A 22,189-nucleotide genomic window follows, 5' to 3' on the forward strand; every position below is an offset into this window, starting at 1 on the left:
TTGGAGCGGGCCCGCAAGCTCACGGCCCCGGCCCGCATTCAGGTCAGTTCCCGTTAGGTGCAAACCCAGCTGCTACATAAGCCGCACAGAGATCCTTGCGGTTCTTTTCCCATGCTGCGTTAGCTTGTTCCACACGAATCCGTGCGGCAGCGGCGGACTTGGGACGTTCCTCACGTTCCGCCCAATTCAACTCGTTTTGCGCTCCATTGAGTTGGATCGAGAGTTGAAGGTTCTCGCAGAGTAGCTTGTCGATGCTATGGATTTGGTCCTGCGTCGGCGCGAACTCTTTGATGAGCTCAACTTCACCGTCAACGTAGGCAATCACGGCTTCCGCTTTTGTTAGCGCTGCCCGGACTCGCTTTGCCTTATCTGGGTACTCAGACCACAGCCGGAGTAGTCGCTTGTGCGTGTCAATTCTGCGCTGCATGTGGGTTTTGAGTTCTGCGAGTGATGCGAGTTCGTGCGCATTGCTCGTTTTCCTTTTCTCCAATTCGATGAAAGCGCTCATAGCGATCCTCATGTTCATGTTGGTTGGTTGTTGTCATTCTGCGGAACGGCCCGCAGAGCCTCGGCCATATACATGCCGCACGAACTCAACGTCTTCCGCGAGTCCAAGCCGATGCACAAGGGTTTCGCCGTAGATACAGGCGATAGTGAAGCCCGTCTCCGCCAGCAGCTTCGCGAACGCAGGAGCATCGCAGGGCCAGTCGTTCGCGTCCCGGCACCATCTGTTGAAGTCCCGATAGAGCGACGCGAGGTTCGTGCTAAATCGGTCGCTCACTTGGCACCGCTCAGTGAGCCATTGGGTGAAGTCCTCGGCCCATTCATCGGCGGCAGTTTTCGGGCGGCTCAGGTACGCGATTACTTCGGCCCTGTGCAGCTTCAACTCCGCTACGAAGGGTGCCAGCCGCTCTGCTGGTCTGCCTAGCAGCTTCCCGCCTTCGATAATGAGCACTGCGCCTGATTCGGCGACTCGTTTGATCAGTTCGGCAACCATGCTTCTGCCTTTCCAAAAGGCGTAACAATGCGTAACGGCGTCACGAGCCGCACCAGTTGTGGTGATTCCGTGTTTCGTGTGTTTGGCGTGTTACGGCACAGAGTTGCGACGGCAGCCTATAGTCGCAGCCACTCCTCTTCGCTCGTGACGGGCGTGCCGTGCTCCGGATCAGGCAGTAACAGGGTTTCAGCCAGCACTGAGGCGGTGTGTGACGATGTGACGGCCGTTACGGGGTCTGCAACCACCGAAGCGCAGAACCTGGCCCACGCATCCTCGAAGTCGGTCCGTAGATAACCTTTCGCTGTACCGCTCCCGATCCGAAGGGTGCGCGGAGCGATGCGATACTTACGAAGTTCCTTGGCGAGTTGGTGCGACCTCATCGGCTCGTGTCGGAATCCCCACGCGATCCATGGCCGCTCGTCTAGCTGGTGCAGGTACTCCAGCACGTCAGCGGTGGTCAGCCTGTCGGTGCGTCTCTCATCGAAGTGCGCCCGAATGTCAGACAGTAGCATCGCCCCGAAGGACTCGGTAGCTTCCGCGTTACTTGCAAACGCTAGCCGTATGGCTCGCAAGACTCGGTTATGCCACGCTTCACCCGCTAGTGACGCAATTGTCAGCAACGGCCGCGCTGTATCATTCTGTCGCCCGTCAAAACCAGAGACTTGTCCGTAGCGGAAGGCGGCACGAAGCACTGGCGTAACGGTTTTCGACCAGCGCTCGATCATCTCGCGGAGTGGCAATGCTTCTGCCTCTGCTTGTTCGGTGTCAAATGACCGCACACGCTCTCCGGCGGTCCTGCGTCTCATTTCGATACGGATCGAGCGGGAGGCTGTGGTGTCGTGCAGGTGGTTGCCTATACCTGCAAACACTTTGGGGCAGTACACCGCGAAGTCGCGCAACTCGTTATTCTTCCCGTCGCACTTCGTTACGACTCCGTAACGCACGAAGCCTTCGTTGAGGATGCCTTGCAGGGTAGCGGCAAACTCGGGGTTGCTCGCCAACTGCGCATCCATCTCATCGAGGAAAAGGGTTGGTCTATCCTTCGCATCGGCAGCTCTTTCCCGGTCAATGACACGCACCAATGCGGCGGCTGTGATTCCTCCTGCCCTGCGAGGGTTGTGCGCAAGCACGCGCAGCACGTCCATCAACAAGGACTTTCCACACGCCTTCTCCGCTGCGGTTACGAAGATGTATGGTGTGAAAAACGAGAACTGGAAGACGTAAGTGTGGAGAACCCAGACGGCAAGAATCGCCTCTTGATTATCGTGCAAGACGACATAGCGCCGAATGAATGCCGCGATCTCGTCCAGAAGCCCAGCCGTGTAGTCTTCGCGCAGGTCGAATAATTCTGCGGGCCAGCCGTTCCAGACCGGCAACCTGTCTGCCAATGAGTCCGACACTGCGCCTGCCGTTATCTGATCCCCACGCATGAGGGCTTCATTCAAAGCAGTTTGCAAGTGCTCTATCTCTCGTTCGGCCTTATCTTCCCCGAAGACATCCTGTCCCAATTGCCGTACATCGACATCCATCGCATTTCCCTTCTGCGCCTTCGCGCTTCACCGGGTGCTTTCCACCCTCAGTTCGGCCCTGTGAAGGGCTTCGCAAGCATGGGCAAACGCTTCTGCCGTAGCGTCGTCTTCGGGGTCTTGGGCTAGCGCCTTGCCTAAAGAGTTGGCCACTATCTGCGCGCGCTGCATACACCGCATTGCCTCGCGCTTTTCCGCTGCTCTGCGCTCGCGCTCGGATTCTCTACACTCGTGCTCCGCTCGCATTTCAGCTATCTGTTTGGGCGATGGCGGCGGGCCGGTGAACAGATCGCGTCGTGATAACCCGAGTGCCGACAAGATGCCGTCTGTTGTACATCCGCCAAAACAGTGCAAGAGCACGCGGCCATCTTTGCCCTCTCGAATGTAGAGTGAAGGTGATCTGTCGTCGTGCGCGGCGCATTGAGCCTTCCACCTCCCGGGGCCGAGCGGTTGCGCGTTGACGAGTGCTCCGAAGTCGCGAGCGGTCATGTCTTCCCTTTCTGCGCTAAATGACGAGTGGTTTGCTGGGCCGCGGAGTGCACGGACACAGCCCAGCAAAAGTGAGGCGAGGCCAAGACCTACGCAGCTTGTGCGAATGATTGGTGGCTGTTGATTCGCTCGGCAATCCAGCTGTTGATACTCGATGCCGTCCACCGGGTGCTGTTCATCCCCAATCGCACCCCCATCGGAAACTCTCCCCGTGCCATCAGACGGTAGATTTGCGACCGACTCAGGCCGACGCGGGTGATAACCTCGGGTAGCCTCAAGAAGCGTTCCTCGGTACTCGTCATAGTGATCCTCATTGCCGTGAATGCACACGGATGCGATGCGCCAGCGTCGCGGGCGCGTTGATAGATTCCGGGCAACAAAAAACCGCCCTCGAAGGCGGTCTTATGTGCGCGGGTTGTGGGTGCTATTGAGTTACGTGCTGCGAACCAGCAGCCTGCTGCGCGGCACCGTGGCGACCCAGCCGAGTGCGCGGGATCTCGTGGTGTCCCTTTCCCCTCTCATACTGTTAACCCGTATGACAGGGCTATTTCTTACGTCGCTTTCAACTTTATTTGCTTCTTCCAGCGGTGGCATCTCTGATCGAGCGTATTGCGACTGACACCCAGAGCTGTGGCGATCTCCGATGGACTGAAACCCTCGGCCTTGAGTTCAAAGACCTGCCTCGCCTGCTCGCTCGGGAACTGAATCTCAGGGTGCCGGTCGTTGCCAGCGTAAAGCTCGTCAGGTAAGGGGATGCTGCGATTCGCTTCCTCCATCGCTTTGAACATATCCGCACGAACCCCTCGGATGATGTGGTTAACCCATGCGTGAAAGGGAGCAATCGGCTCATAGTGAGATATACGCTGAAACACTCTGATCGTTACCGTCTGGGCTGCATCCTCATCGTAGAGCCGCCGGTACGCGAGCATCCGTACATATCGCAAGAGATCCTCGGTGTCACCGCTTGCCTGCAACTCATCTATTTTCTGGCAAAGTGCTGTGTACTGCACCGATCCACCTCCCGGCAGAATCTCCCGTGCCGTGGGTGTCTCGGTCGCGTTCCCCAACGGAATTAGGAATGACTACAGTCTGCGACGCGCTGGGAGTGTGCCTATGTGATGGAGATCACGAACCAGCAAGGGTGAGTCCGGCGCAGTGGTACAGAGAAACCGTCCTGTGTGGGTGAAAAAGCCGCCCCGAAGGGCGGCTCGGTTTGCTGCTGTATGAATGTGGGTGATCAGTTAGCTCCTGCGATCTGGAGAGCTTTAGCCAACTCATTATCTAGGTAGTCTGCCCATGCTTGCATCATTTCGCGGCGCTGGGGAATGTAGAGGGCGTGATTGTAGGCGGCGCTCACGGCATTAACGGCTGCATGAGCCAGCTGCAACTCTATATGCTCATGGGGCCACCCCTGCTCATGCAGCAGCGTCGATGCAACACCCCGAAATCCGTGTCCTGTCATCTTGCCCCTGTACCCCATGCGCTTTAGCGCGTTCGAGATTGTTCCCCCGCTCATGTGTCCTCTGACGCCGGGAAATAGGTACTCGCTGTTCTCGTTCTCTCGCCGCAACCGTTTGAGCAGGTCGACAACCTGACGCGAGAGCGGGACGATGTGGGGCCTGTCTTTTTTCATGCGCTGTGCGGGAATGTCCCACCGCGCGTCGGCGAAGTTGACCTCGTCCCAGCGCGCCCCGTTCAACTCGCTGGTTCTAAGAAACGTGTAAGACATCAACCGCATCGCCATGCTCGTTTGTCCGCCCCGATAGCCGCCATAGCTGTTGATTGCGGCCAAAAGCGCAGGTAGCTCCTTCGCGTTTACGCGAGCGTGATTGGTCTTCTTCACAGGCTTGAGTACGTCTGACGCTCTCACATCGGCCGCCGGGTTGCGCTGTGCCAGCCCATTGGCGATTGCATATCGAAATACCTGACTCGTAACCTCAAGTGCTCGCCGCGCGATTTCACAGGCCCCTCTTGCCTCAATCGCTTTCACCATTTCGATCACTTCGGGTGCTTCGATCTTAGCGATGGGCCGGGAGCCAATTGCGGGCAGAATGTCGGCTTTGAGTCGGCTGTCCATTGTGACGACGTAGCGGGCGCTCTTGTGAGGCTTCCAATGCTCGTACCACAAACCGGCAATGTCGCCGAATGTGTCACCCTTTGCCGATTGCTTCTCTGCCTTCCGCTGAGCGGCTGGGTCAATGCCGTTATCCAGTGCTCGCCGGGCTTCTATGTGCTTCTCGCGGGCTTTTGCGAGCGTTACGACCGGGTACGCTCCGAGCGCCAGTCGCTTCTGCTTTCCCTCGAAGCGGTAGGCGAATCTCCACAGCTTCGCGCCATTGGGCTGTATTAGAAGAAACAGGCCGTGCCCGTCGGCTACCGTGTATGCGATTTTCGCTGATTTGGCGTTTCGCAGTGCCGTATCTGTCAGCTTCATTTCGTTCTCTCCCGCCGCTGTTCGGCATCAACAACGACACCAAGAATACAACAAAAATAGCAACAAAACAGGCGCGCTTGTAGAGGATTATATGGAGCGCTCTGGGATGGGGTTTTCGTGTAAACGCAAGCAAAATAGAATCTTACATATAACCTATGGGACAGCTCGGAATGCGCTGAAACGAAGGTTTGACTAATACCTGAGGAGCCATATTTATTACCGCATAAAATGCTGCACTTTATTGACTTCCTCTGGAAGCTATCCCTACGATTGTCCTAAACCTGCTGCGAGGCCTTCTAACGCGCCCAACATCCGGCTGGGAGAGGACAGGCCTCATGACCTTCACGGTCTTTCGGCGGCACAACCGGCCGGCGGATGGTGGAAGATTCGACGATTCATGTCGTCGCATCGGCGCGAGTCCGCGAGCAGCGCACGGAGATTCACGCGGGAACGAGGACGGAAGGACTCCGCTCCTCCTGCTGCCATCATCGCAACGCACTTTAAGGATGAAGGCGCAAAGATGTCAATGTAAATCATTTCTGTATTGGACTTAAGACTGAAATGGTTGATCGTTTGCGAGTCTTTCGATGACCGCTCCACGTCTCGGATTTCACCAGCAAGTCAGGCGCAGCACGTGCGGCGGCCCGGACTTTGTGTCAATAATCTGCGTTTCAATGACGACCTCAAAGTTCCTTCTGTTTCGGCAGGAGCGCACGCTCGCCAAGCTGGCGGACAGCCTGTCTGTTGCGATGAGTTCGCTCGCGGCGAGGGTGCCATCGTTGCCGAGTCCTGCTTCGATCAAGACGGGGACACCAGTTGTCACGTCATCTACTTTTGCGATCACCGCATAATCGCTCTTCCAGTCTTTGAAAGGGGTACCGAGATCGGCGGACCATCGAGTTCCGGAGTGCTGATTATCAACGATGGAGGCAACGGGTTCCTTCCCCGCACCAGAGCCGGGCGGATTGGACACTTCGATCCTGTACGGCAGATCCTTTGTCAGCCGAATGGTCCACGGGTTATCGATAGCGCCGATGAGGATGACCGGCTGGCGCCTAAGGTCTGCGAGTGAGACCTGGTCGGCGGCGACGACACGGAATGGGATCTCCTTCTTGCCTAGCAGAGCGGCCATGGAGGAAAGGACGGCGGCGTCGTCCAAAGCGACAATCTGCTTTCGAAGAACCATATCGACGAATGCCTGCCCATCCTTTGAGACGGCACCCGTGGCCGGGAGCTGGTGGGTATCGATACACACCAGGACGGGGCTTCCCGGGTGAAGGAATGAGTTCCATAAATCGGGCCCGCTATTCTGCGAATGGTCTCTGATCATCAGGACAGCCAAGGCAGCGCCGATGATCAGAGTCGCCGCAGCAGCCAGATAGATGAGCCGCGTGCGAGAGATCGTGGTTTTTGGAGAGGATTCGGGCGCCGTGTCCGTCGGCGGAACAGTTGCAGGAGTCTCCAGCCTCACCTCAGGCGATGCTTCCGCAGTGCTGGACCTTCCGCTGGACAACTCGACAACGGAGGCATTCTCCGCTTTTCTGGCTTTCCGAGGCGCTTGGAATTTGAATTCAGGTACGTAGGAGCCGCGGGGCAGTTCGATCTGAACTGGGTGGGGGCCAGCAGTTTCGCCGTAGTATTGCCCGAGGCGTTTGCGAACCTCGTTCGCCGTGACTCGGACGATCGAATCGTCGCCGGTGTCGTAGTCGCTGGTTCGCTCGAATACGGTGATGCCAATGGTCCGCTCTTTCAGTTCACCGGCGTTCCCGCTCAGAGTCTGGATCACAACATAATGCAGAAATCGCTTGCATCGGCCGCTCTGGGCAAAGATTGGAGCCTTCAGCAGGGTGTCCAGTTCCGACCTGACAGCGGCCTGGAATTCCGCGCTGAACGGGGCGCGCTCGACTCCTCCGTCTTCGATCAATAAGCCGGTATTTGGCATATTCCCTCCGATGTTCCCTGAGCGGGCCAGCCCGCGGATGTTAGCAGATTCGGACTGGATCAGTCCCATTCAGCTCTTAACCCCTCCGGGTGATCTGGTAAAGAAAACAAGCACTTAGCTGTCGATAACGTCTTAACGTGCCGCCGAAACCGTTCAGAACCTTGCTCAGTGTCGTATGAAGCGGATAGGGTCGTCTCCGTTTTCAATGAGAATAGATTTCTCAATCGGAATCCGCTTGATCAATGACAACTAGTTTCCGTCCTTACACCCCAGGAAATCAAGCGCGAACCAATGAAAGGAATTTCAGGAGGCTCACATGAGAAGTATCCGCCTTGTTCTGGGACTTGCCGTCCTGCTTGCCATGCCATGCATGCTCTTCGGGCAGGCAGGCGCAACCGGAACAATCCTGGGAACTGTGACTGACAGCGGCGGCGCAGTTGTGCCGAACGTCAAGATCACGGTAACGAACACCGCAACCAAGGTTTCCTTCCAGACCCTCACGAACAGTGCGGGTGACTACAACGCACCTGCATTAAATCCCGGCACTTACACCGTCAGTGCCGAAGCCGCCGGCTTCCAAAAAGCTGTTATTTCGTCCTTTGTGCTTACGGTGAACCAGCACGCTCGAGTGGACCTTTCTCTTAAGCCCGGGGCGGTAAGCGAGACGATTACCACTACGGCACAGGCAGTCGCGCTAGATACCGACACCGCGGAACTTTCCAGCCTCGTCAGCCAAACGCAAGTTGAGAACCTGCCGTTGAACGGTCGCAACTTCATGCAGCTTCTGCTGGTGGGAGCGGGAGCCGTCACAGTGGGCGGCGAGCAGGGAACGATGCGCCAGGGGCAGGGCAACGCGATCAGCGTGAACGGCGGCCGTCCCGAGGGCAACAACTACACGCTCGACGGACTGGTGAACACAGACGCAGCCCTGGTGACTCCTGCCGTAGTTCTTTCGCAGGACGCCATTCAGGAATTCAAGGTTTCGAGCGGAACATACTCCGCGGACCAGGGATTCAGCGCGACGCAGATCAACATCGTGAGCAAGAGCGGCACCAACAACCTGCACGGGGCGGCATTCTATTTCGTTCGCAACGACGCATTCGATGCCAAGCCGTTTCCCACCGCTTCAGTGCAGGGCGTGGACAATCCGGTGCTACGCCAGAATCAATTCGGATTTGTCGCCGGCGGCCCGATTTTCATCCCCAAGCTGTATGACGGACGTAACAAGAGCTTCTTTATGGCCAACTACGAGGGTTGGCGCATCACCAATGGCATTGTGCAAGCTACCGAAATGCCGAATCCCGACATACTGCAGGGCAACTTCTCGGCCGAGCAATATGTAGCGCCGGCGGGTTCGGGCCTTACTGGCGGACCGTTGCCGGCCTATGGAACAGCGGATTGCAGCAAGCTATTGTCGTTGGGCGGGAATTGCATGCCGGTCAATCCAGCAACGGGGCAGCCATTCCCGAACAATACGATCCCCTCGGCCCTGCTGACCGGCAACGTTGGCACTGTTGCCGTGAAGCACGGATTCTGGCAGACGCCGACCATCGACAATCTACCTGAAGGTGCGGGCGTGGTGAATTACGTCAAGGGGGTTGGATTCCCGCTGCACCAGAATCAGCAGTCCTATCGCGGCGATCAGAACCTCGGCAAATTTGGATCGGTATTTTTCCGCTATACCGATGCCAACTACAACAACAAGGCCTTCTACAACTCGCAGGACCTGGTCAACGGCTACGAGATCTACCTTCAGAGCCAGACGAGCTGGACTGTATCGCACACGGTCAATCTCGGATCGACGATGGTGAATAACTTCCGGTTCGGGCATCTTTCGGCGAACGCGCCGCAAGGGGGCCCGCAGATCACATCCGATGCTGTTTCGGAACTGGGACTATCCGGAACCTTCACGACGTTCACGGCGCTCCAGCAGACCTGGCCCAATGTGGCTTTGAATAGCGGCGGGTTCGGCAGTGGCGGCGGATCGGTCAATTCCTATACCGGATCCGAGGGGCCGACTTGGGAATACGCCGACTCTTTCAGCTGGGTGAAGGGCAAGCACACCCTCGGTTTCGGTGCCGATTACAGGCGCTGGCGGCTGATCCGCAACCTGGATGATGACTTCTATGGGGATTGGACCTTTAACGGGGCAAACGTCCAGCAGAACGGCACGAACTGCCCGAACAAAACGGGCCTGTGCGGAACCGGCAACGCAGTTGCCGACATGCTGCTGGGCTACTTCAGTGGCGTTGCCGGTTACGTTCCCGGTCCATTGAGCCCCAAAGACACCGCGGGCAATCCTCAGGACCACGTCTTCAACTACTTCGCTCCCTATGTTATGGATGACTGGAAGGTGACGCCGAAGCTCACTTTGAGCATGGGGCTTCGCTGGGATTACCGTGCCGCGGCGTATGAGGCATCGAATCACTTCTTCTGGCTCGACACCAAGAACCCTCAGGGCGGCCTTTGCTATGCGGACCCGGTTCTCAGCAAGAACGGAGTTGCACCGGGGGCAGGTTACGACGGGGGTCCGATTCTGCGCTATTGCGGTTCCGTTCCGCATGATGGGCCGAAGACGCCCTTTGCGCCGCGGTTCGGCGTGAATTATCGCATCACGCCGAAGACAGTGTTTCGCGGCGGTTATGGAATCTTCTTTGACTCCGCCGAAGGCCGCGAGATCGACAACTCGGCCGACATCTACCCTTACAGCATCCGCAACAGCCTGACACCCAGCACGAATCCCAGTGTGGCAAAGTTGACCAACAACATGTTCCCGGTTTACTCCACGCTGGGTCCTTTCCCGGTATCGACGCTTACGTTCCTCGCTGTGATCGAATCGGACAATCCACTGAACCCATACGTTCAGTCGTGGACGGCGGGCGTGCAGCGTGAAGTGGCGAAGAACACCACGCTCGAGGTGAACTACATCGGCACCCACGCGATTCACCTGCTCGACCGTCGACAGATTGCGCAGCCAAACGCAATTCCCTCCGAGAGCCTCGCTTTCTGCCAGCAAGAGGTCGACGGTGTCTTCGTAAACCTCAAGACGGCTCCCTGCAGCAACTCCAGTCGGCTCCCGTATCCCAACTTCGTCAGCATCTACATCAACAGCGACTGGCACGGCTACTCGCATTACAACGGCATGAACGTGAAGTTCGAGCACCGCGCTAATGACCTGGCTGCGACAGCCGTTTACACGTGGGCGCAGAGCAAGGACGATAAGTCGGCTGCTGCTGGCGTTGGCGCAACGGGTGCGGGCTTTCAGGGCTTCATGGACAATCACCATCCGGAGCTTGATTACGGACTGTCAGACTTCGACGTCGACCAGAGGTTCGTGACCAGCTACGTGTATCAGCTTCCGTTCGGGCGCGGAAAGAAGTTCGCGTCGGGTGTAAATCGCGCTGTGGATCTTGCCATTGGCGGTTGGGAGACTACCGGCATTGCCACCTTCCAGGCCGGCTTCCCCTACAGCGTCACAGCGAACGACCTTGGTGGAGTGCTGGGAACCTTCTTCCAGCGCGCCAACAGGACGAAGGGCTGCGACATTAAGAGCAACCTCTCGAAGCCGTATCAGCGCATCAACTTCGACTGCTTCACACAGCCCGCCCTGGGTGTCTATGGCAATACGCCCCGTAACTGGCTGCGTCAGCCTGGCATCAACAACTGGGACATGGGGATAGGCAAGACTTTCCACATTGCCGAGACAGTCGGATTCAAACTCACGGGCGACTTCTTCAATGCCTGGAACCACCACCAATACAACATTGGAACCGGCGCCCTAATCGGCAGTGGATCGGGTGGAGGCTCGTCAATCAGCAACTCCATTACTTCAACTAACGCCGGTCAGATCACGGCCGCGTCGGCTCCCCGAATTATCCAAATCAGTGGGAAGCTGACCTTCTAGTTCGTAACCATAATCCACGCCGCCGCCACTTCGACCCTTCCTGTGGCGGCGGTTTCCTTCACATGTGATTGCCGATACCTGTGCTCGCTCGCACAGAGTGCGATCTGCTGCCCGAAGATCTCCATTGAGCGAAAGAACTGCTTCCCGGAAAACGGGAGAAAGAGAACTTGTGAACTCGTTTGGACGAATGCAAGGTGTTGTGACTCGCCGCAGTTTTCTGGAGCAGGGCTCAATGGCGTTGGCTTGTGGTTTGACAGCCTCACCGCAAGTTGCGTTGGGAGATGTGCAAGAGACCCAGACCGTCGAGGTGCAAACCACCTATGGTCGGATGCGCGGCCAAAAGGTGAAGGGGCTTTCGACATTTAAGGGAATCCCTTATGGCGGATCGGTTTCCGGCGCGGATCGATTTAAGGCAGCTCCGCCGTTGCAGCCATGGACAGGAGTCCGCGATGCTTTCAGGTCCGGGCCACCATCTCTGCAGTCACCCAAGCGTCCCTCGTTCGGGACCAGCGAAGGCATGCCCGCGGAAGATTGCCTCTACCCGAACGTATGGACGCCCGCCGCGGATGGCCGCAAACGGCCCGTTATGTTCTACAGCCATGGCGGCGGCTTCACCGTAGGTTCGGGCGGAGCTCCGTATCAGGATGGCGGCAACCTGGCTCGCGCCTGGGACGTGGTGGTTGTGGCAACGAATCACCGTCTTGGCTTGATGGGCTTTCTCTATCTCGGCGAACTTGGCGGTGAGGAATATGCCACCTCAGGCAATCAAGGTCTGCTGGACATCTGTGAGGGCCTCAAATGGACACGCGAGAACATCGCAGCATTTGGCGGCGATCCCGACAACGTAATGATCTTCGGGGAGAGCGGAGGTGGCGCGAAGACATCTTGTCTCTATGCCATGCCGGCAGCCGCGCCGTACTTCCACAAAGCCTCGATTGAAAGCGGCCCCGGCATCCGCATGTTTCCTCGCGACATGGCCGCGGAAACCGCGATGATGGTTCTCAAACAGCTAGGACTACAGAAGAGCGAATGGCGCAAGCTGCTGGAGATACCGGGCGACAAACTACTTTCAGTTCAGTTGGATCTTGCACGGAATCCCGGCGGCCCCTCTCACCATGAATGGTGGCCGAAAAGGCATTGGCGGCGGCGGCCGGCCCGGCGGCTTCGGCCCCGTGGTGGACGGGACGATTCTGCCCCATCATCCCTTCGATCCGGACGCCCCAGCGATCTCCAAGGACAAGCCGCTCCTCGTCGGGTACAACCGCGATGAGACGATCTTTTTCTTTATGGAATCGCACAACACCAATGTCTTCAACCTGACTGAGGCGGCGCTGAAGGACCGGCTCAACAAGGAGTTCGGCGCCCATGCTAACGAGGTTTTCAGTGCGTATCGGACAAGCCGTCCGGGCGCGTCGCCTACTGACTTGTACATTGCCATTAGCACGGCCCGGATGATTGGCTTCGGTTCAATCACCATCGCAGAGCGCAAATTTGCGCAACACCGCGCCCCCGTGTACGCCTACATCTTCACCTATCAGTCGCAACGGATCGTTCCTGGAACGCAACACAAGGTCGGCGCCGCACACGCGCTGGAGATTGCTTACAAATTTGATCTCATCCAGCCTGCCGAAAATACTCCACCCTCGGACCCTCAACAGACGGCTACACGCACCATGATGGATACCGGGCCGGAGAGCGTGAGGACGAGTTGCACGGGCCGCCAGCCTATTTCACATCCGATTGGAGTGCTGCAGAAGCATCTGTCCGAAAGCTGGCGGAACTCGATCCGCTCACGGTTGCCCCAGGGCACGGCAAGCCGATCGCAGGCCCTGAGGTTGCTGCATCGTTGCGAGCACTGGCAGCACATTTCGAGCAGGTCGCGGTGCCCAAGAACAGCCGCTGACCAGTTTCCCAGCGCTGTGAATCTCAGGTCTGTCCCGAATCCACCGCAACGATGAGCAACTCACCCCACGTTCCGGCACATCCATGCTCCTGCAAGGCAGCAATCTCGATTCAATCCGGAGCGTTCCTGCGATGAACAATTCACCCCACGATCCACGCGAAGCCGGACCCAAACCACCATTTCCGCAGCAGCCGCAGGCGCATCCGGGCAGCGTTCGAAAGATGAACCCGGCCGCGGATCACGGCGAAGAGTCGTATCGTGGAACCGGCAAGTTGAACGGACGTGTCGCCATCATCACCGGCGGCGACTCTGGAATTGGCCGCGCCGTCGCAATCGCCTTCTCCCGCGAAGGAGCCGATGTGGTCATCTCATTTCTGCCTGAAGAACAGGCGGATGCAGACGACACCGCTTCCGCCATCGAATGCGGCGGTGGCCGCGTTTTAAAGGTCCCGGGCGACCTGCAGCAGCTTGACTACATAAAGCAGCTCGTCTCGAAAACGATCGACAAATTCGGCCACCTCGACATCATCGTGAATAACGCGGGCTACCAGATGTCCCACGGCGATATCGAGGAACTGTCGCCTGAGGAACTGGACCACACGTTTCGCACAAATGTATTCGCAACGTTTCTGCTGAGCCAGACCGCGCTCAAACACCTGCAGCCCGGCGGCGTCATTCTGAACACAACCTCCATCCAGGCATATGATCCCAGTCCTCAACTCACCGTCTACGCTGCCACGAAAGCCGCGATCCTCAGCCTGACGAAAAGTATTGCCGGGCTCGCTATGAAGAAAGGCGTCCGTGTGAACGCCGTCGCCCCTGGACCCGTGTGGACACCGCTCATTCCCTCCACCATGCCTGAGGAAAAGGTGAAGGAATTCGGATGCAATACGGATTTCGGTCGTCCAGCGCAGCCCGTTGAGCTAGCCAAAGTTTTCGTGTTTCTAGCGTCAGACGATGCGAGCTATGTGACCGGTGAAGTCTACGGCGCAACGGGCGGGCGTACACCTTATTGATTTCGTTTCCTTGGTATTCCTCCACATGGATGCAACGGGATCTTCTAACCCGAGCGACTCTCCCAGCAGTTTCCAGGCATCCTGCTCCGCGGTCGATGCTGGTCTTCGCCCACACGTACAAACTAGCGGCTCCCGAGAAAGATCTCGCTCAATTCTTTCGGAGGCACCACTTCAAGCTGCTCATACGTGCAATCCTCAGGCTTCTTGTCAAAGCGCCATCGCCGAAACTGCGCCATGTGACGGAACCGTCCGCTCTGCATGTGCTCGTATGCCACTTCAGCCACAAGCTCCAGTCGCAGCGGCTCCCACGACAGGTCCTTTCCCTGGCTCCAACGGCTCTGGCCACCCGGCCTCCTGTGCGTACTTCCGTCGGTCTCCATCTCGTTATTCCACGGGTGGTGTTCATTCGCACCCTTTCGATAAGGCTTCAGATAATCCACAAGCTCATAACGCGTCTCCATCGGAAAGCTACCGCAAACACCCACATGCTGCAACACGCGCGACTCGTCGTACAGTCCCAGCAAAAGCGACCCAATCGCTGGCCGCGAGCTCTTTCGATACCAGCGGAAGCCAGCCACAACACAATCGCAGTCGCGCTCATGCTTCACTTTGATCATGGTCCGCTTGTCCGAATCATAGGGGCTCTCTTTGGCCTTCGCGACCACCCCATCAAAACCCGCTCCCTCAAAACGCTGGAACCAATCTTGTGCCTGCTGAAGGGCATCGGTGGCCGGAGTGACATGAAGCGGGGGTTTTGCCTTCGCAAGAATCGCCTGGAGTCTCTCGCGCCGCTGGCTGAACCCTTTCTGCCTCCAGTCATGTGTGCCCTCCGCAAGTAGATCGAAGAACACCACGGAAGCGGGCGTCCGCTGGCTAAGCGTTTTCACGCGCGAGGCCGCCGGATGGATCCGCAGTTGAAGCGCATCAAAGTCCAGAGCGCCGTCCGTGGAGATCACAATCTCTCCATCCAGAACACACCTCTTCGGCAGTTGCTGCAGCAGGGGTGCGATCAACTCAGGGAAGTAGCGATTCAACGATTTCTCGTCGCGGCTCTGAAGCAGAACTTCGTCTCCATCGCGAAAAACCAAAGTCCGAAAGCCGTCCCATTTGGGCTCATAAATCCAGTCAGGGCCAGTCGGTAGCGTATCGACGCGCTTGGCCAGCATCGGCAGGACGGGTGGATGTACTGGCAGGTTCATAACGTTAGCGCGGCCATGCATTTCCATGCAGAGTTTGGATGCCGAAGCGTTTGCGTCTGAAGGTAAAAGAAAACGGCGCGGGCTGCTTGCCCGCGCCGTCCGTGTTTGTCTGTGTCCGATTTAGAACTCGACTCGTGCGGCAACCTGCCCAGTGCGGGCGCCGCCGAAGTCCGAACTGATCGAATTAGAGATCAAACCGAAGCTCGGGTTGCTCAGGTCCGTAATCGGATCGCCGAGGTTGGTGTGGTTGAGAACATTGGTGAAAGTGCCTTCCACCCTGGCGCGCACGCGCTCGGTGATGCTGAACGATTTGCTGAGTCCAGCAGACAGGTTCACCAGCCCTGGGCCTTCCACTGAGCCGACATGGCTATTGCCGAACCGGCCGATCGGCAGTGGGTGCGGTCCGATCGGCTGGAACGAGCCGTCCTCCTGTGGCATGAAGCCGGCCCCCGTCAGGCATGCATTGCCAGATGTCCATGTAGGATCGCCCGGGCATGCGAACGCCGTGGCATTGGTCCAGCCAAAGCGGTTCTGCCCATGCGGACGCGTGCTGACACCGACGAGCTGGTCAGGGTGCTGATTGCGATGACCACCATCGAAGCTCCCGGTGCCATCACCAAAGGAGCCGTTGAGCCCGGAACCAGTACCGGATGGATCACCCTGTCCGTTCGGGAAGTACGGCGTGAGATAGGGCCCAGTCTGAACCGTGAAGATGGAAGAGAGCCGCCATCCACCCACCACAGCATCGGCTGCGCGCCCCATGCTTCCGCCAATCATCCGTCCCCGTCCGATCGGAAGATCATAGAGAGCGGTTGTGTTCCAGCGCAGGCGCCGCGTGCCATAGGCATCGCCGAAATCCACATGCCGGTCGAGGATCGACGTCGCACGCTGGCCGCCGCCTTCGCCGCCGAACCCGTTGTTGGCCGGGCCCTGGTTGTCGGCAAGGTTCTTCGCCCAGGTAAACGTGGAATTGAACTCCAGTCCATTCTGGAGACGGTGCGAGCCATCGAACTGCAGCGAGTTATAGCTTGCGTTGGCACCCGTAGCGCGGGTATTGATGCGACCCCAGTTGGGGAATACGCGCGCGCTGATCGGCGCGTTGAAGGCTGAAACCGTGCTGGAGAAGGGGAGTGTGTTTTCGTCCGGCGCCCACACGAGCTGGCGCGTGTTCGAGCCGATATAGCTCACGCGGCCGGCATATCCGGAACCGAAGTCATGATCCACACTCAGCGCCCACTGTTCGGTATAAGGATCTTTCCAGATGGTGCTGTTCGCCGTGCCAAAGTAGTCGGTGCCGTAGCAGTTGGTGCAGCCGTTGCCGCCGGCGCCAGGATGGACCTGCGGCCACTGGAACCCGATCGCGTGCGTACTCGGATCATAGGTGTTCGAGAATTGCTGCGTATACGCCTGCACGGTGCCGGTCAGCGAGTAGAAGCTCGAGCCCAGCATGTTGATGTTGTAGATGCTGAAACCTCCGCGGATCGCCCACTTGTCGTTCGCAAACGGCCGATACGCAAAGCCCAGGCGTGGCATGAACCGCAGGTGCGGAACCTTCTTCAGACCGGAGGGAAAACCGGCATCGCTGTTACCCTGCACCTGCATGCAGGCCGCGCCGTTGATCGTTGCGTTGTTGGTGTTGTGCACACCATCGGGATTGCAGGCGTTGGCGCTCGCCAGGAAGCCTTGCGCAAGCAGATCCTGCTTGCCCTGCGGGTAAATCACCCGGCCGGACTTGAGCACAGACGGATCGAAGTTGCCGATATCGCCGAACTTGTCGTAGTAGCCAGGGTGGAGTTCGTAACGCACGCCATAAATCAGCGTCACGTGCGGATTGAGGCGCCACTCATCCTGCGCGAACAGGTGATAGTGCCCGGAGAGGCCGTCATTGTCCTGGCGCACCACGTCATAGAAGCTGTTGTTGGGAAGGCCAAGCAGGAAGTCGGCGAAGTCCACGCCCGTGAACATGCCTGCGCTGCCTTTGGAGTTGAACGTGTATGTGCCGTAGTTGTCCGCGCCGTTGAAGCCGAGTGGCGTGATGGCCTCAAGCTGCTCAATGTCGCCGCCGAACTTCATCGCGTGCTTGCCCTTGATCCAGGTCAGCGTATCGGCGTACTCGTAGGTGAATGACTTGTTCAGCCCTGTGAGGCGGTCGGCATCCAGGCTCTGGATATTGTTGAAGTCCATCTCAGGGATGCCGTTGTAGAAGAGATTTTGCAGCCCCTGCCAGCCCTGCTTCACCGTCCAGTCATGCCCGTTGAACGGATTGGATCCACCCGACGTGTACCGCGTGAATCCGAAGCCGCCTTCGTTGATCAGGCTCGGCGTAAGCGTCCAGTTGGTGTCGACCTTGAGCACGCGGCTCTGGCTGTTGTTGATCGACGAAGGCAGGTTCAGGATCTGCTCTTTGTTGATTGGGAAATTCTTCCATGTGAAGCGGCCCCAGATCAGAAACTTCTGGTTGGCGCCGAAGTACTGATCGCCGCGCACGTCGAACTGGTTGGAATGGCCGCTGCCATCAACGTTCGCCTGGTAGTTGGCTTTGCCATCGTCGGTGTAGAGCGTGGGGTCGCCTACGTTCGGATCGGGATAGAACTGCTTCAGCGTGTTTGCCGCAATCTGGCTGATGGCTGAAGTGGGAATCTGCTTCCCGTAGCTGGTGCCGTTATAAGGATTGCGCAGCCCGGCGAATCCCGCTGAAACATACTTGCTGAAGTCACCCTGCTTCATCAGAGTGCTGGGGACCTTCTCGTTGATGGTGACTTGCGCCGGATGCCGCCACCCTTCATAACCGCCGTAGAAGAATGTGTGATTACGGCGGATAGGACCGCCGATGCTGCCGCCGAAAGTGTTGCCCGTAATGTCAGCCTTGTTTGTGGTGGTCGGATACGTATAGGGGATCGCGTTAAACGCCGAGTTCTGGTAGTACCAGAAGCCCGACCCGTGGAAGGCGTTCGTACCGCCCTTGGTGGTCACAACAATCTGAGCGGGGTCGCCATATTCCGCATTCGCCATCACACCGTCCGAGCGAATCTCAGAGATGGACTCAGTGGAAGGGAACGAATCCTTGATGAAGCCGCCGCCCGCCGGATCCTTCAACGTGATTCCGTCGACCGTGACTTCAACCTGGTAGGGGAGAGCGCCCTGGACCGAGATGCCCGAAGCATCATCCTGCACGCCGGGCAGCGTGCCCAGAATGCCTGCGGCGCTCGTTCCGCTGAAGCTGGCGCGCGTGTTCACGGGCAGATTGGTCGCAGCGTCCGCCGTGAACGTGCCGCTGATCGTGGGGTTGTCGGTGTCAATGGCGGTAGCGTTTTCACCTGTCACTTGGACGGACTGCTCGACAGCGCTGATAGCCAGAGCAACGTCGATGCGGAGTTCCTGCCGCACCGCGAGCGTCACGCCTGAAATCGACCACTTGGCGAATCCGTTCGCCGCCACCTTCACGGAGTAGTGTCCCGCAATTACGTTCGAGAACAGATAATCGCCTGTGGCATTCGTCATCGTTTCGCGCGATGTGCCTTCGTCCATGTTGGTCAGCGTGACGCTTGCGCCGCTGACCACGGCTCCGGCCGCGTCTTTCGCTGTACCGAAGATGGAGCCTTGGGTTTGCGCCCTGCCATCGATCGAAAGCGCTGCCAGGGCGAACACGAACACGGTGATCACTCCTAAGCGCTCGATAAGCGAACGAAGGGTTTCCCGTGTCTCGATCCTGGATGGGTACGTCATGTACTGCCTCCTGAAGTGGATGAGTTTTGGTTTGAGCTGTGGTTGGGGTCCGAAATGATGTGCGTAAACCGGCGCAGCCAACGCAGTCGGGCCGCAAAAAAGGATTCGGAGATGAACCCAGGGGAATACTTCAGTTGGTCTATGTATCGATTCCAGCCTACGAAGGGCGTATTAAAGAGGCGGGTAAATTATGTAAACGGACGTTTAAAAGCGTTGTCGTGCTTGTGGATAAGCGCGCCCATTTTAGGACGCGCCCAGCAAGGTCGAATCAGTCGTCTGTCTTAGGCCGTTGCAACCGGTGCGACGACTTTTCAAGTTCCTTGCGGATTTCATCCGCGTCATCCACATCGCGCAATGCCGCTGCCTCCGCCTTCGTCTTCGGTTTTGCAAACTTCGCCTTTGACGGAACGAAGACATGCTCATCCGCCTGCACCGCTGCGAACGGCTCCATGTGCGGATGATCATCAAAGATCCCGCTGATCTCACCCGCCAGCGCATCCTCCAGGTTTAGAGGCCCCACACCGAGAAGTTCGTCGATCGTGCGCGTGATCGACCCCATGCTGGTGTGCTGGTGACTGATGAATCCTGGCTTGGCCCACGGGCTTGCGATCATGAGAATGCTGCGATGAGCATCGACGTGATCGACCCCCCCCTGCGCATCATCTTCGGTGACGAAGACAGCCGAGTCCTTCCAGATCGAAGTGCCTGAGAGGAACGCCACAATTCGGCCCAGCGCAAGGTCGTTATCCGCGACATATGACGCGCGATACGGATAGCCATCTTCAGGCCGCGGATCGGCGGTGTGATCGTTGGGCAAGCGAATCACGATGAGCGCGGGGACCTTTCCCGAAGCGAGCCGACGCCGAAAATCGCGCTCGAATTCCGTTGCCCTGAATTGATCCGGAATGCCGAGATTGAACGTTGGGTAGTGCCGATCGGTCGCTTCGAACATCGGCTTCGGAACAGGCGTGTTGAGAAACAGCCTTTGTCCTTCCGGAGCAGCTCCATCCATCTCGTCGGCGCCCTCAAGCTCTATGCCTTCTCCATAATTGAGAATGCCCAGCGACCCATGTCCCGCAGAAGCGATGTGCTCCCACAACGTGCCAAACTGAGGCTCATCTTCGGGCATCGGCGCGTCAGCCCCGCCAAAGAACGCGCGTCGTCCCGGCTGCGCTGCGAACGCATCGTCATGGCGCCTGCCCCCGTACCCAGAAGTCCAAGCCGTGTTGAAGTAAGGCGTCGGATTGATGCCGACTACCCACCGATGCCCATCTGCCGACACATCCGAGTCAACGTAGAAGTTATCGCTCATCGCATACCGCCGCGCGATCGCGTGCAGATTCGGCGTTACGCGAAGTTCCATTTCCGCCTTCGCATTCCCGGCCGGGGTGCGCTGCTTGCGCGGCCTCGAATCGTTTTCCGTCACCCAGCCCTCCATGCCGTAGCGCGCAAGCGAAGCATCGCCATTCGAGCCAGCAACATCCCCCAGCACTTCGTCGTAGGTCCGATTCTCGCGAATCACCAGAAAGCAGTGCTTCAGATGCGGCAGCGGTGTGTGATTCGCAATCGCCGCAGTGTTTCCCGCTACCACCGTATGCGTCAGAACCTCAGGGGAGGGAAGCGATGCAAGCGGAATCACGCTCAAACTGCCCGACTCCAGCGAGCCTATATAGGAAGGCGAGTTGGGACTATGCTGCGAGCCTCCGTTCGGCCCCGCACCCTTACCTTTCGTATTGATCACGTACAGAGTCTTGCCGCCAGGAGCGAGCTCGATCGCCGAAGGATTCCAGCCCACAGGAATGTGTTCCAGCACCTGCATCGAGGCCGCATCGAGCACCGCGACCGCATTGATGCCGGATTCCGCGACGTACACCCGATTGTTCCGAATCGCGATACCGCTGGGCATCACCCCCCGCAACGGTCGTCCCCCCGCGTCGCGAAATCGTGCGTCGTCGAAAGGCGAAAGATACGCTTGCGCCAGCACCCGCGTCCCATCAGCCGAAACCCTCACCACTTCGTCTTCATGTGCAAGCGATACGTAGACGGCATCCGCCTCAGCTGCCACGCCTGTCGGAGCAGCTCCGCCCACGGTACCCTGCTTCGCCTCAGTAATTCGCTCGCCCAGTCGCAGCCGAGCCGAGATCGCCGGATGCTCTAAGTCGCTGATGTCGTACGTCCAGAGCGAACTGCCCTGGTCGGAATTTTCGTCGCCCAGCCCGGGAATCTGTTTCCCTTCCACCGTCGTGCCTTCCCGCGCTGCTTTTGACGGATAGCCGACTGCAGGGAAGTGCAGACCCGTTTCCAGCGGGTGATCGCGATCCGCGCCGGGCACGGTCTTGTATTCGAAGAGGCCCGTATTGGTGACATACATGCGCTTGCCGTCCGGCGAAAGCGCCAGCCCGAACGGATAAGCCCCGGTCGCAACAGAACCGAGCACCGACAGCCGATGCGAATCCACAAGGACCACGCGCCAGTTCCCCTGGTCCAGAACATAGAGCGTGTTTCCGTCGCTAGACACAACCAGAGTCGCCGCAAACGAAGATTTGTAAGTCTTGCTCCCAGAATCCCCGTCGAGGGAGATCTCGCCGGTCGCCTTCCAGACTGTCGTCGAGTAGGTCCGGATCTTTCCGGAATCCCCCGTCGCGACGTAGAGCGTTGCTCCATCCGGCGAATAACCGAGCCCTGCATGCACTTCGACCGCCGGATCGTTATTCTCTTCCGCGGGCATGCGCCGCACAGAAGGGTGCTCATCATTCGGGCCGTCGATCACATTCAATGCAAAAGGGAATCCGATAGAGGGTGCGGCAATCTGCGCGCCGTCTGGGCGAACGGCTAGCGCGAATGGATACGGGGCAAGCGGAATCCAATTCCCGGCAGGATGGATTTCGCGGCCGTTAGGGAGTGTGGCGGCAACGTCTATCTGGGCAACAGATACGCACGGAAGAGCGATCGCAGCGCAAACCAAGAGCGCAGCCAGTGTTCTCGAAGAGTGCATGGTGATAAGTATGCGAAAGAAATGTGAATCCAGGATTGCAAATCCTCTCGCCTTCTAC

The 22,189-nt window shown here is 58.2% G+C and carries 13 protein-coding genes and 1 pseudogene; 4 read left to right on the forward strand and 10 right to left on the reverse strand.

The window, feature by feature from the left end:
* Positions 1-43: 43 nt before the first annotated feature.
* The 7 genes from MOP44_RS14740 to MOP44_RS14765 form a co-directional block, all read right to left on the reverse strand.
* The gene (locus MOP44_RS14740; RefSeq protein ID WP_260790762.1) at positions 44-508 is read right to left on the reverse strand and encodes a hypothetical protein; all 465 of its coding nucleotides are present in this window, start codon (positions 506-508) and stop codon (positions 44-46) included.
* A gap of 33 nt (positions 509-541) precedes the next feature.
* The gene (locus MOP44_RS14745; RefSeq protein WP_260790763.1) at positions 542-997 is read right to left on the reverse strand and encodes a hypothetical protein; all 456 of its coding nucleotides are present in this window, start codon (positions 995-997) and stop codon (positions 542-544) included.
* A gap of 116 nt (positions 998-1,113) precedes the next feature.
* Positions 1,114-2,526, reverse strand: a complete 1,413-nt coding sequence (locus tag MOP44_RS14750) for a DUF3631 domain-containing protein (RefSeq protein ID WP_260790764.1) — start codon at positions 2,524-2,526, stop codon at positions 1,114-1,116.
* 575 nt (positions 2,527-3,101) lie between these two features.
* On the reverse strand, positions 3,102-3,326 hold the full coding sequence (locus MOP44_RS28090; protein ID WP_390905437.1) for a helix-turn-helix transcriptional regulator: 225 nt from the start codon (positions 3,324-3,326) through the stop codon (positions 3,102-3,104).
* Positions 3,327-3,563: 237 nt separating this feature from the next.
* Positions 3,564-4,022, reverse strand: a complete 459-nt coding sequence (locus MOP44_RS14755) for a sigma-70 family RNA polymerase sigma factor (RefSeq protein WP_260790765.1) — start codon at positions 4,020-4,022, stop codon at positions 3,564-3,566.
* Positions 4,023-4,249: 227 nt separating this feature from the next.
* Positions 4,250-5,446, reverse strand: a complete 1,197-nt coding sequence (locus MOP44_RS14760) for a tyrosine-type recombinase/integrase (RefSeq protein ID WP_260790766.1) — start codon at positions 5,444-5,446, stop codon at positions 4,250-4,252.
* 610 nt (positions 5,447-6,056) lie between these two features.
* The gene (locus tag MOP44_RS14765; protein WP_260790767.1) at positions 6,057-7,388 is read right to left on the reverse strand and encodes a hypothetical protein; all 1,332 of its coding nucleotides are present in this window, start codon (positions 7,386-7,388) and stop codon (positions 6,057-6,059) included.
* Positions 7,389-7,704: 316 nt separating this feature from the next.
* Here MOP44_RS14765 and MOP44_RS14770 point away from each other — a divergent pair, with 316 nt between their 5' ends.
* From MOP44_RS14770 to MOP44_RS14780, 4 genes and pseudogenes are all read left to right on the forward strand, one after another.
* Entirely contained in the window at positions 7,705-11,292 is a 3,588-nt protein-coding gene (locus MOP44_RS14770) for a TonB-dependent receptor (protein ID WP_260790768.1), read from the forward strand.
* A gap of 232 nt (positions 11,293-11,524) precedes the next feature.
* Positions 11,525-12,322 (forward strand): annotated as a pseudogene (locus tag MOP44_RS28095) (carboxylesterase family protein); the annotation flags it as partial.
* Positions 12,323-12,407: 85 nt separating this feature from the next.
* Positions 12,408-13,250, forward strand: a complete 843-nt coding sequence (locus MOP44_RS14775; RefSeq protein WP_260790769.1) for a carboxylesterase family protein — start codon at positions 12,408-12,410, stop codon at positions 13,248-13,250.
* A gap of 76 nt (positions 13,251-13,326) precedes the next feature.
* A complete protein-coding gene (locus tag MOP44_RS14780) occupies positions 13,327-14,211 on the forward strand; it encodes an SDR family oxidoreductase (protein WP_260790770.1) in 885 nt (294 codons plus the stop codon).
* A 122-nt stretch (positions 14,212-14,333) separates the two neighbouring features.
* Here the strand turns inward: MOP44_RS14780 and MOP44_RS14785 are convergent, their stop codons facing one another.
* The 3 genes from MOP44_RS14785 to MOP44_RS14795 form a co-directional block, all read right to left on the reverse strand.
* Positions 14,334-15,437: an ATP-dependent DNA ligase gene (locus MOP44_RS14785; protein WP_260790771.1), complete on the reverse strand. Its 1,104-nt coding sequence runs from the start codon at positions 15,435-15,437 to the stop codon at positions 14,334-14,336.
* A gap of 93 nt (positions 15,438-15,530) precedes the next feature.
* On the reverse strand, positions 15,531-19,136 hold the full coding sequence (locus MOP44_RS14790) for a TonB-dependent receptor (RefSeq protein WP_260790772.1): 3,606 nt from the start codon (positions 19,134-19,136) through the stop codon (positions 15,531-15,533).
* Positions 19,137-19,404: 268 nt separating this feature from the next.
* Positions 19,405-22,131 (reverse strand): hypothetical protein, encoded by a 2,727-nt coding sequence (locus MOP44_RS14795; RefSeq protein ID WP_260790773.1) that lies wholly within the window; start codon positions 22,129-22,131, stop codon positions 19,405-19,407.
* Between the last annotated feature and the right edge of the window lie 58 nt (positions 22,132-22,189).

Source organism: Occallatibacter riparius, assembly GCF_025264625.1.
Taxonomy (GTDB): Bacteria; Acidobacteriota; Terriglobia; order Terriglobales; family Acidobacteriaceae; genus Telmatobacter; species Telmatobacter riparius.

Excerpts from the sequence above, each read along its gene's own strand:
- MOP44_RS14740 (WP_260790762.1), bottom strand. The coding sequence starts at position 508 with ATGAGCGCTTTCATCGAATTGGAGAAAAGGAAAACGAGCAATGCGCAC.
- MOP44_RS14745 (WP_260790763.1), bottom strand. The coding sequence starts at position 997 with ATGGTTGCCGAACTGATCAAACGAGTCGCCGAATCAGGCGCAGTGCTC.
- MOP44_RS14750 (WP_260790764.1), bottom strand. The coding sequence starts at position 2,526 with ATGGATGTCGATGTACGGCAATTGGGACAGGATGTCTTCGGGGAAGAT.
- MOP44_RS28090 (WP_390905437.1), bottom strand. The coding sequence starts at position 3,326 with ATGAGGATCACTATGACGAGTACCGAGGAACGCTTCTTGAGGCTACCC.
- MOP44_RS14760 (WP_260790766.1), bottom strand. The coding sequence starts at position 5,446 with ATGAAGCTGACAGATACGGCACTGCGAAACGCCAAATCAGCGAAAATC.
- MOP44_RS14765 (WP_260790767.1), bottom strand. The coding sequence starts at position 7,388 with ATGCCAAATACCGGCTTATTGATCGAAGACGGAGGAGTCGAGCGCGCC.
- MOP44_RS14770 (WP_260790768.1), top strand. The coding sequence starts at position 7,705 with ATGAGAAGTATCCGCCTTGTTCTGGGACTTGCCGTCCTGCTTGCCATG.
- MOP44_RS14775 (WP_260790769.1), top strand. The coding sequence starts at position 12,408 with ATGAATGGTGGCCGAAAAGGCATTGGCGGCGGCGGCCGGCCCGGCGGC.
- MOP44_RS14780 (WP_260790770.1), top strand. The coding sequence starts at position 13,327 with ATGAACAATTCACCCCACGATCCACGCGAAGCCGGACCCAAACCACCA.
- MOP44_RS14785 (WP_260790771.1), bottom strand. The coding sequence starts at position 15,437 with ATGGAAATGCATGGCCGCGCTAACGTTATGAACCTGCCAGTACATCCA.
- MOP44_RS14790 (WP_260790772.1), bottom strand. The coding sequence starts at position 19,136 with ATGACGTACCCATCCAGGATCGAGACACGGGAAACCCTTCGTTCGCTT.
- MOP44_RS14795 (WP_260790773.1), bottom strand. The coding sequence starts at position 22,131 with ATGCACTCTTCGAGAACACTGGCTGCGCTCTTGGTTTGCGCTGCGATC.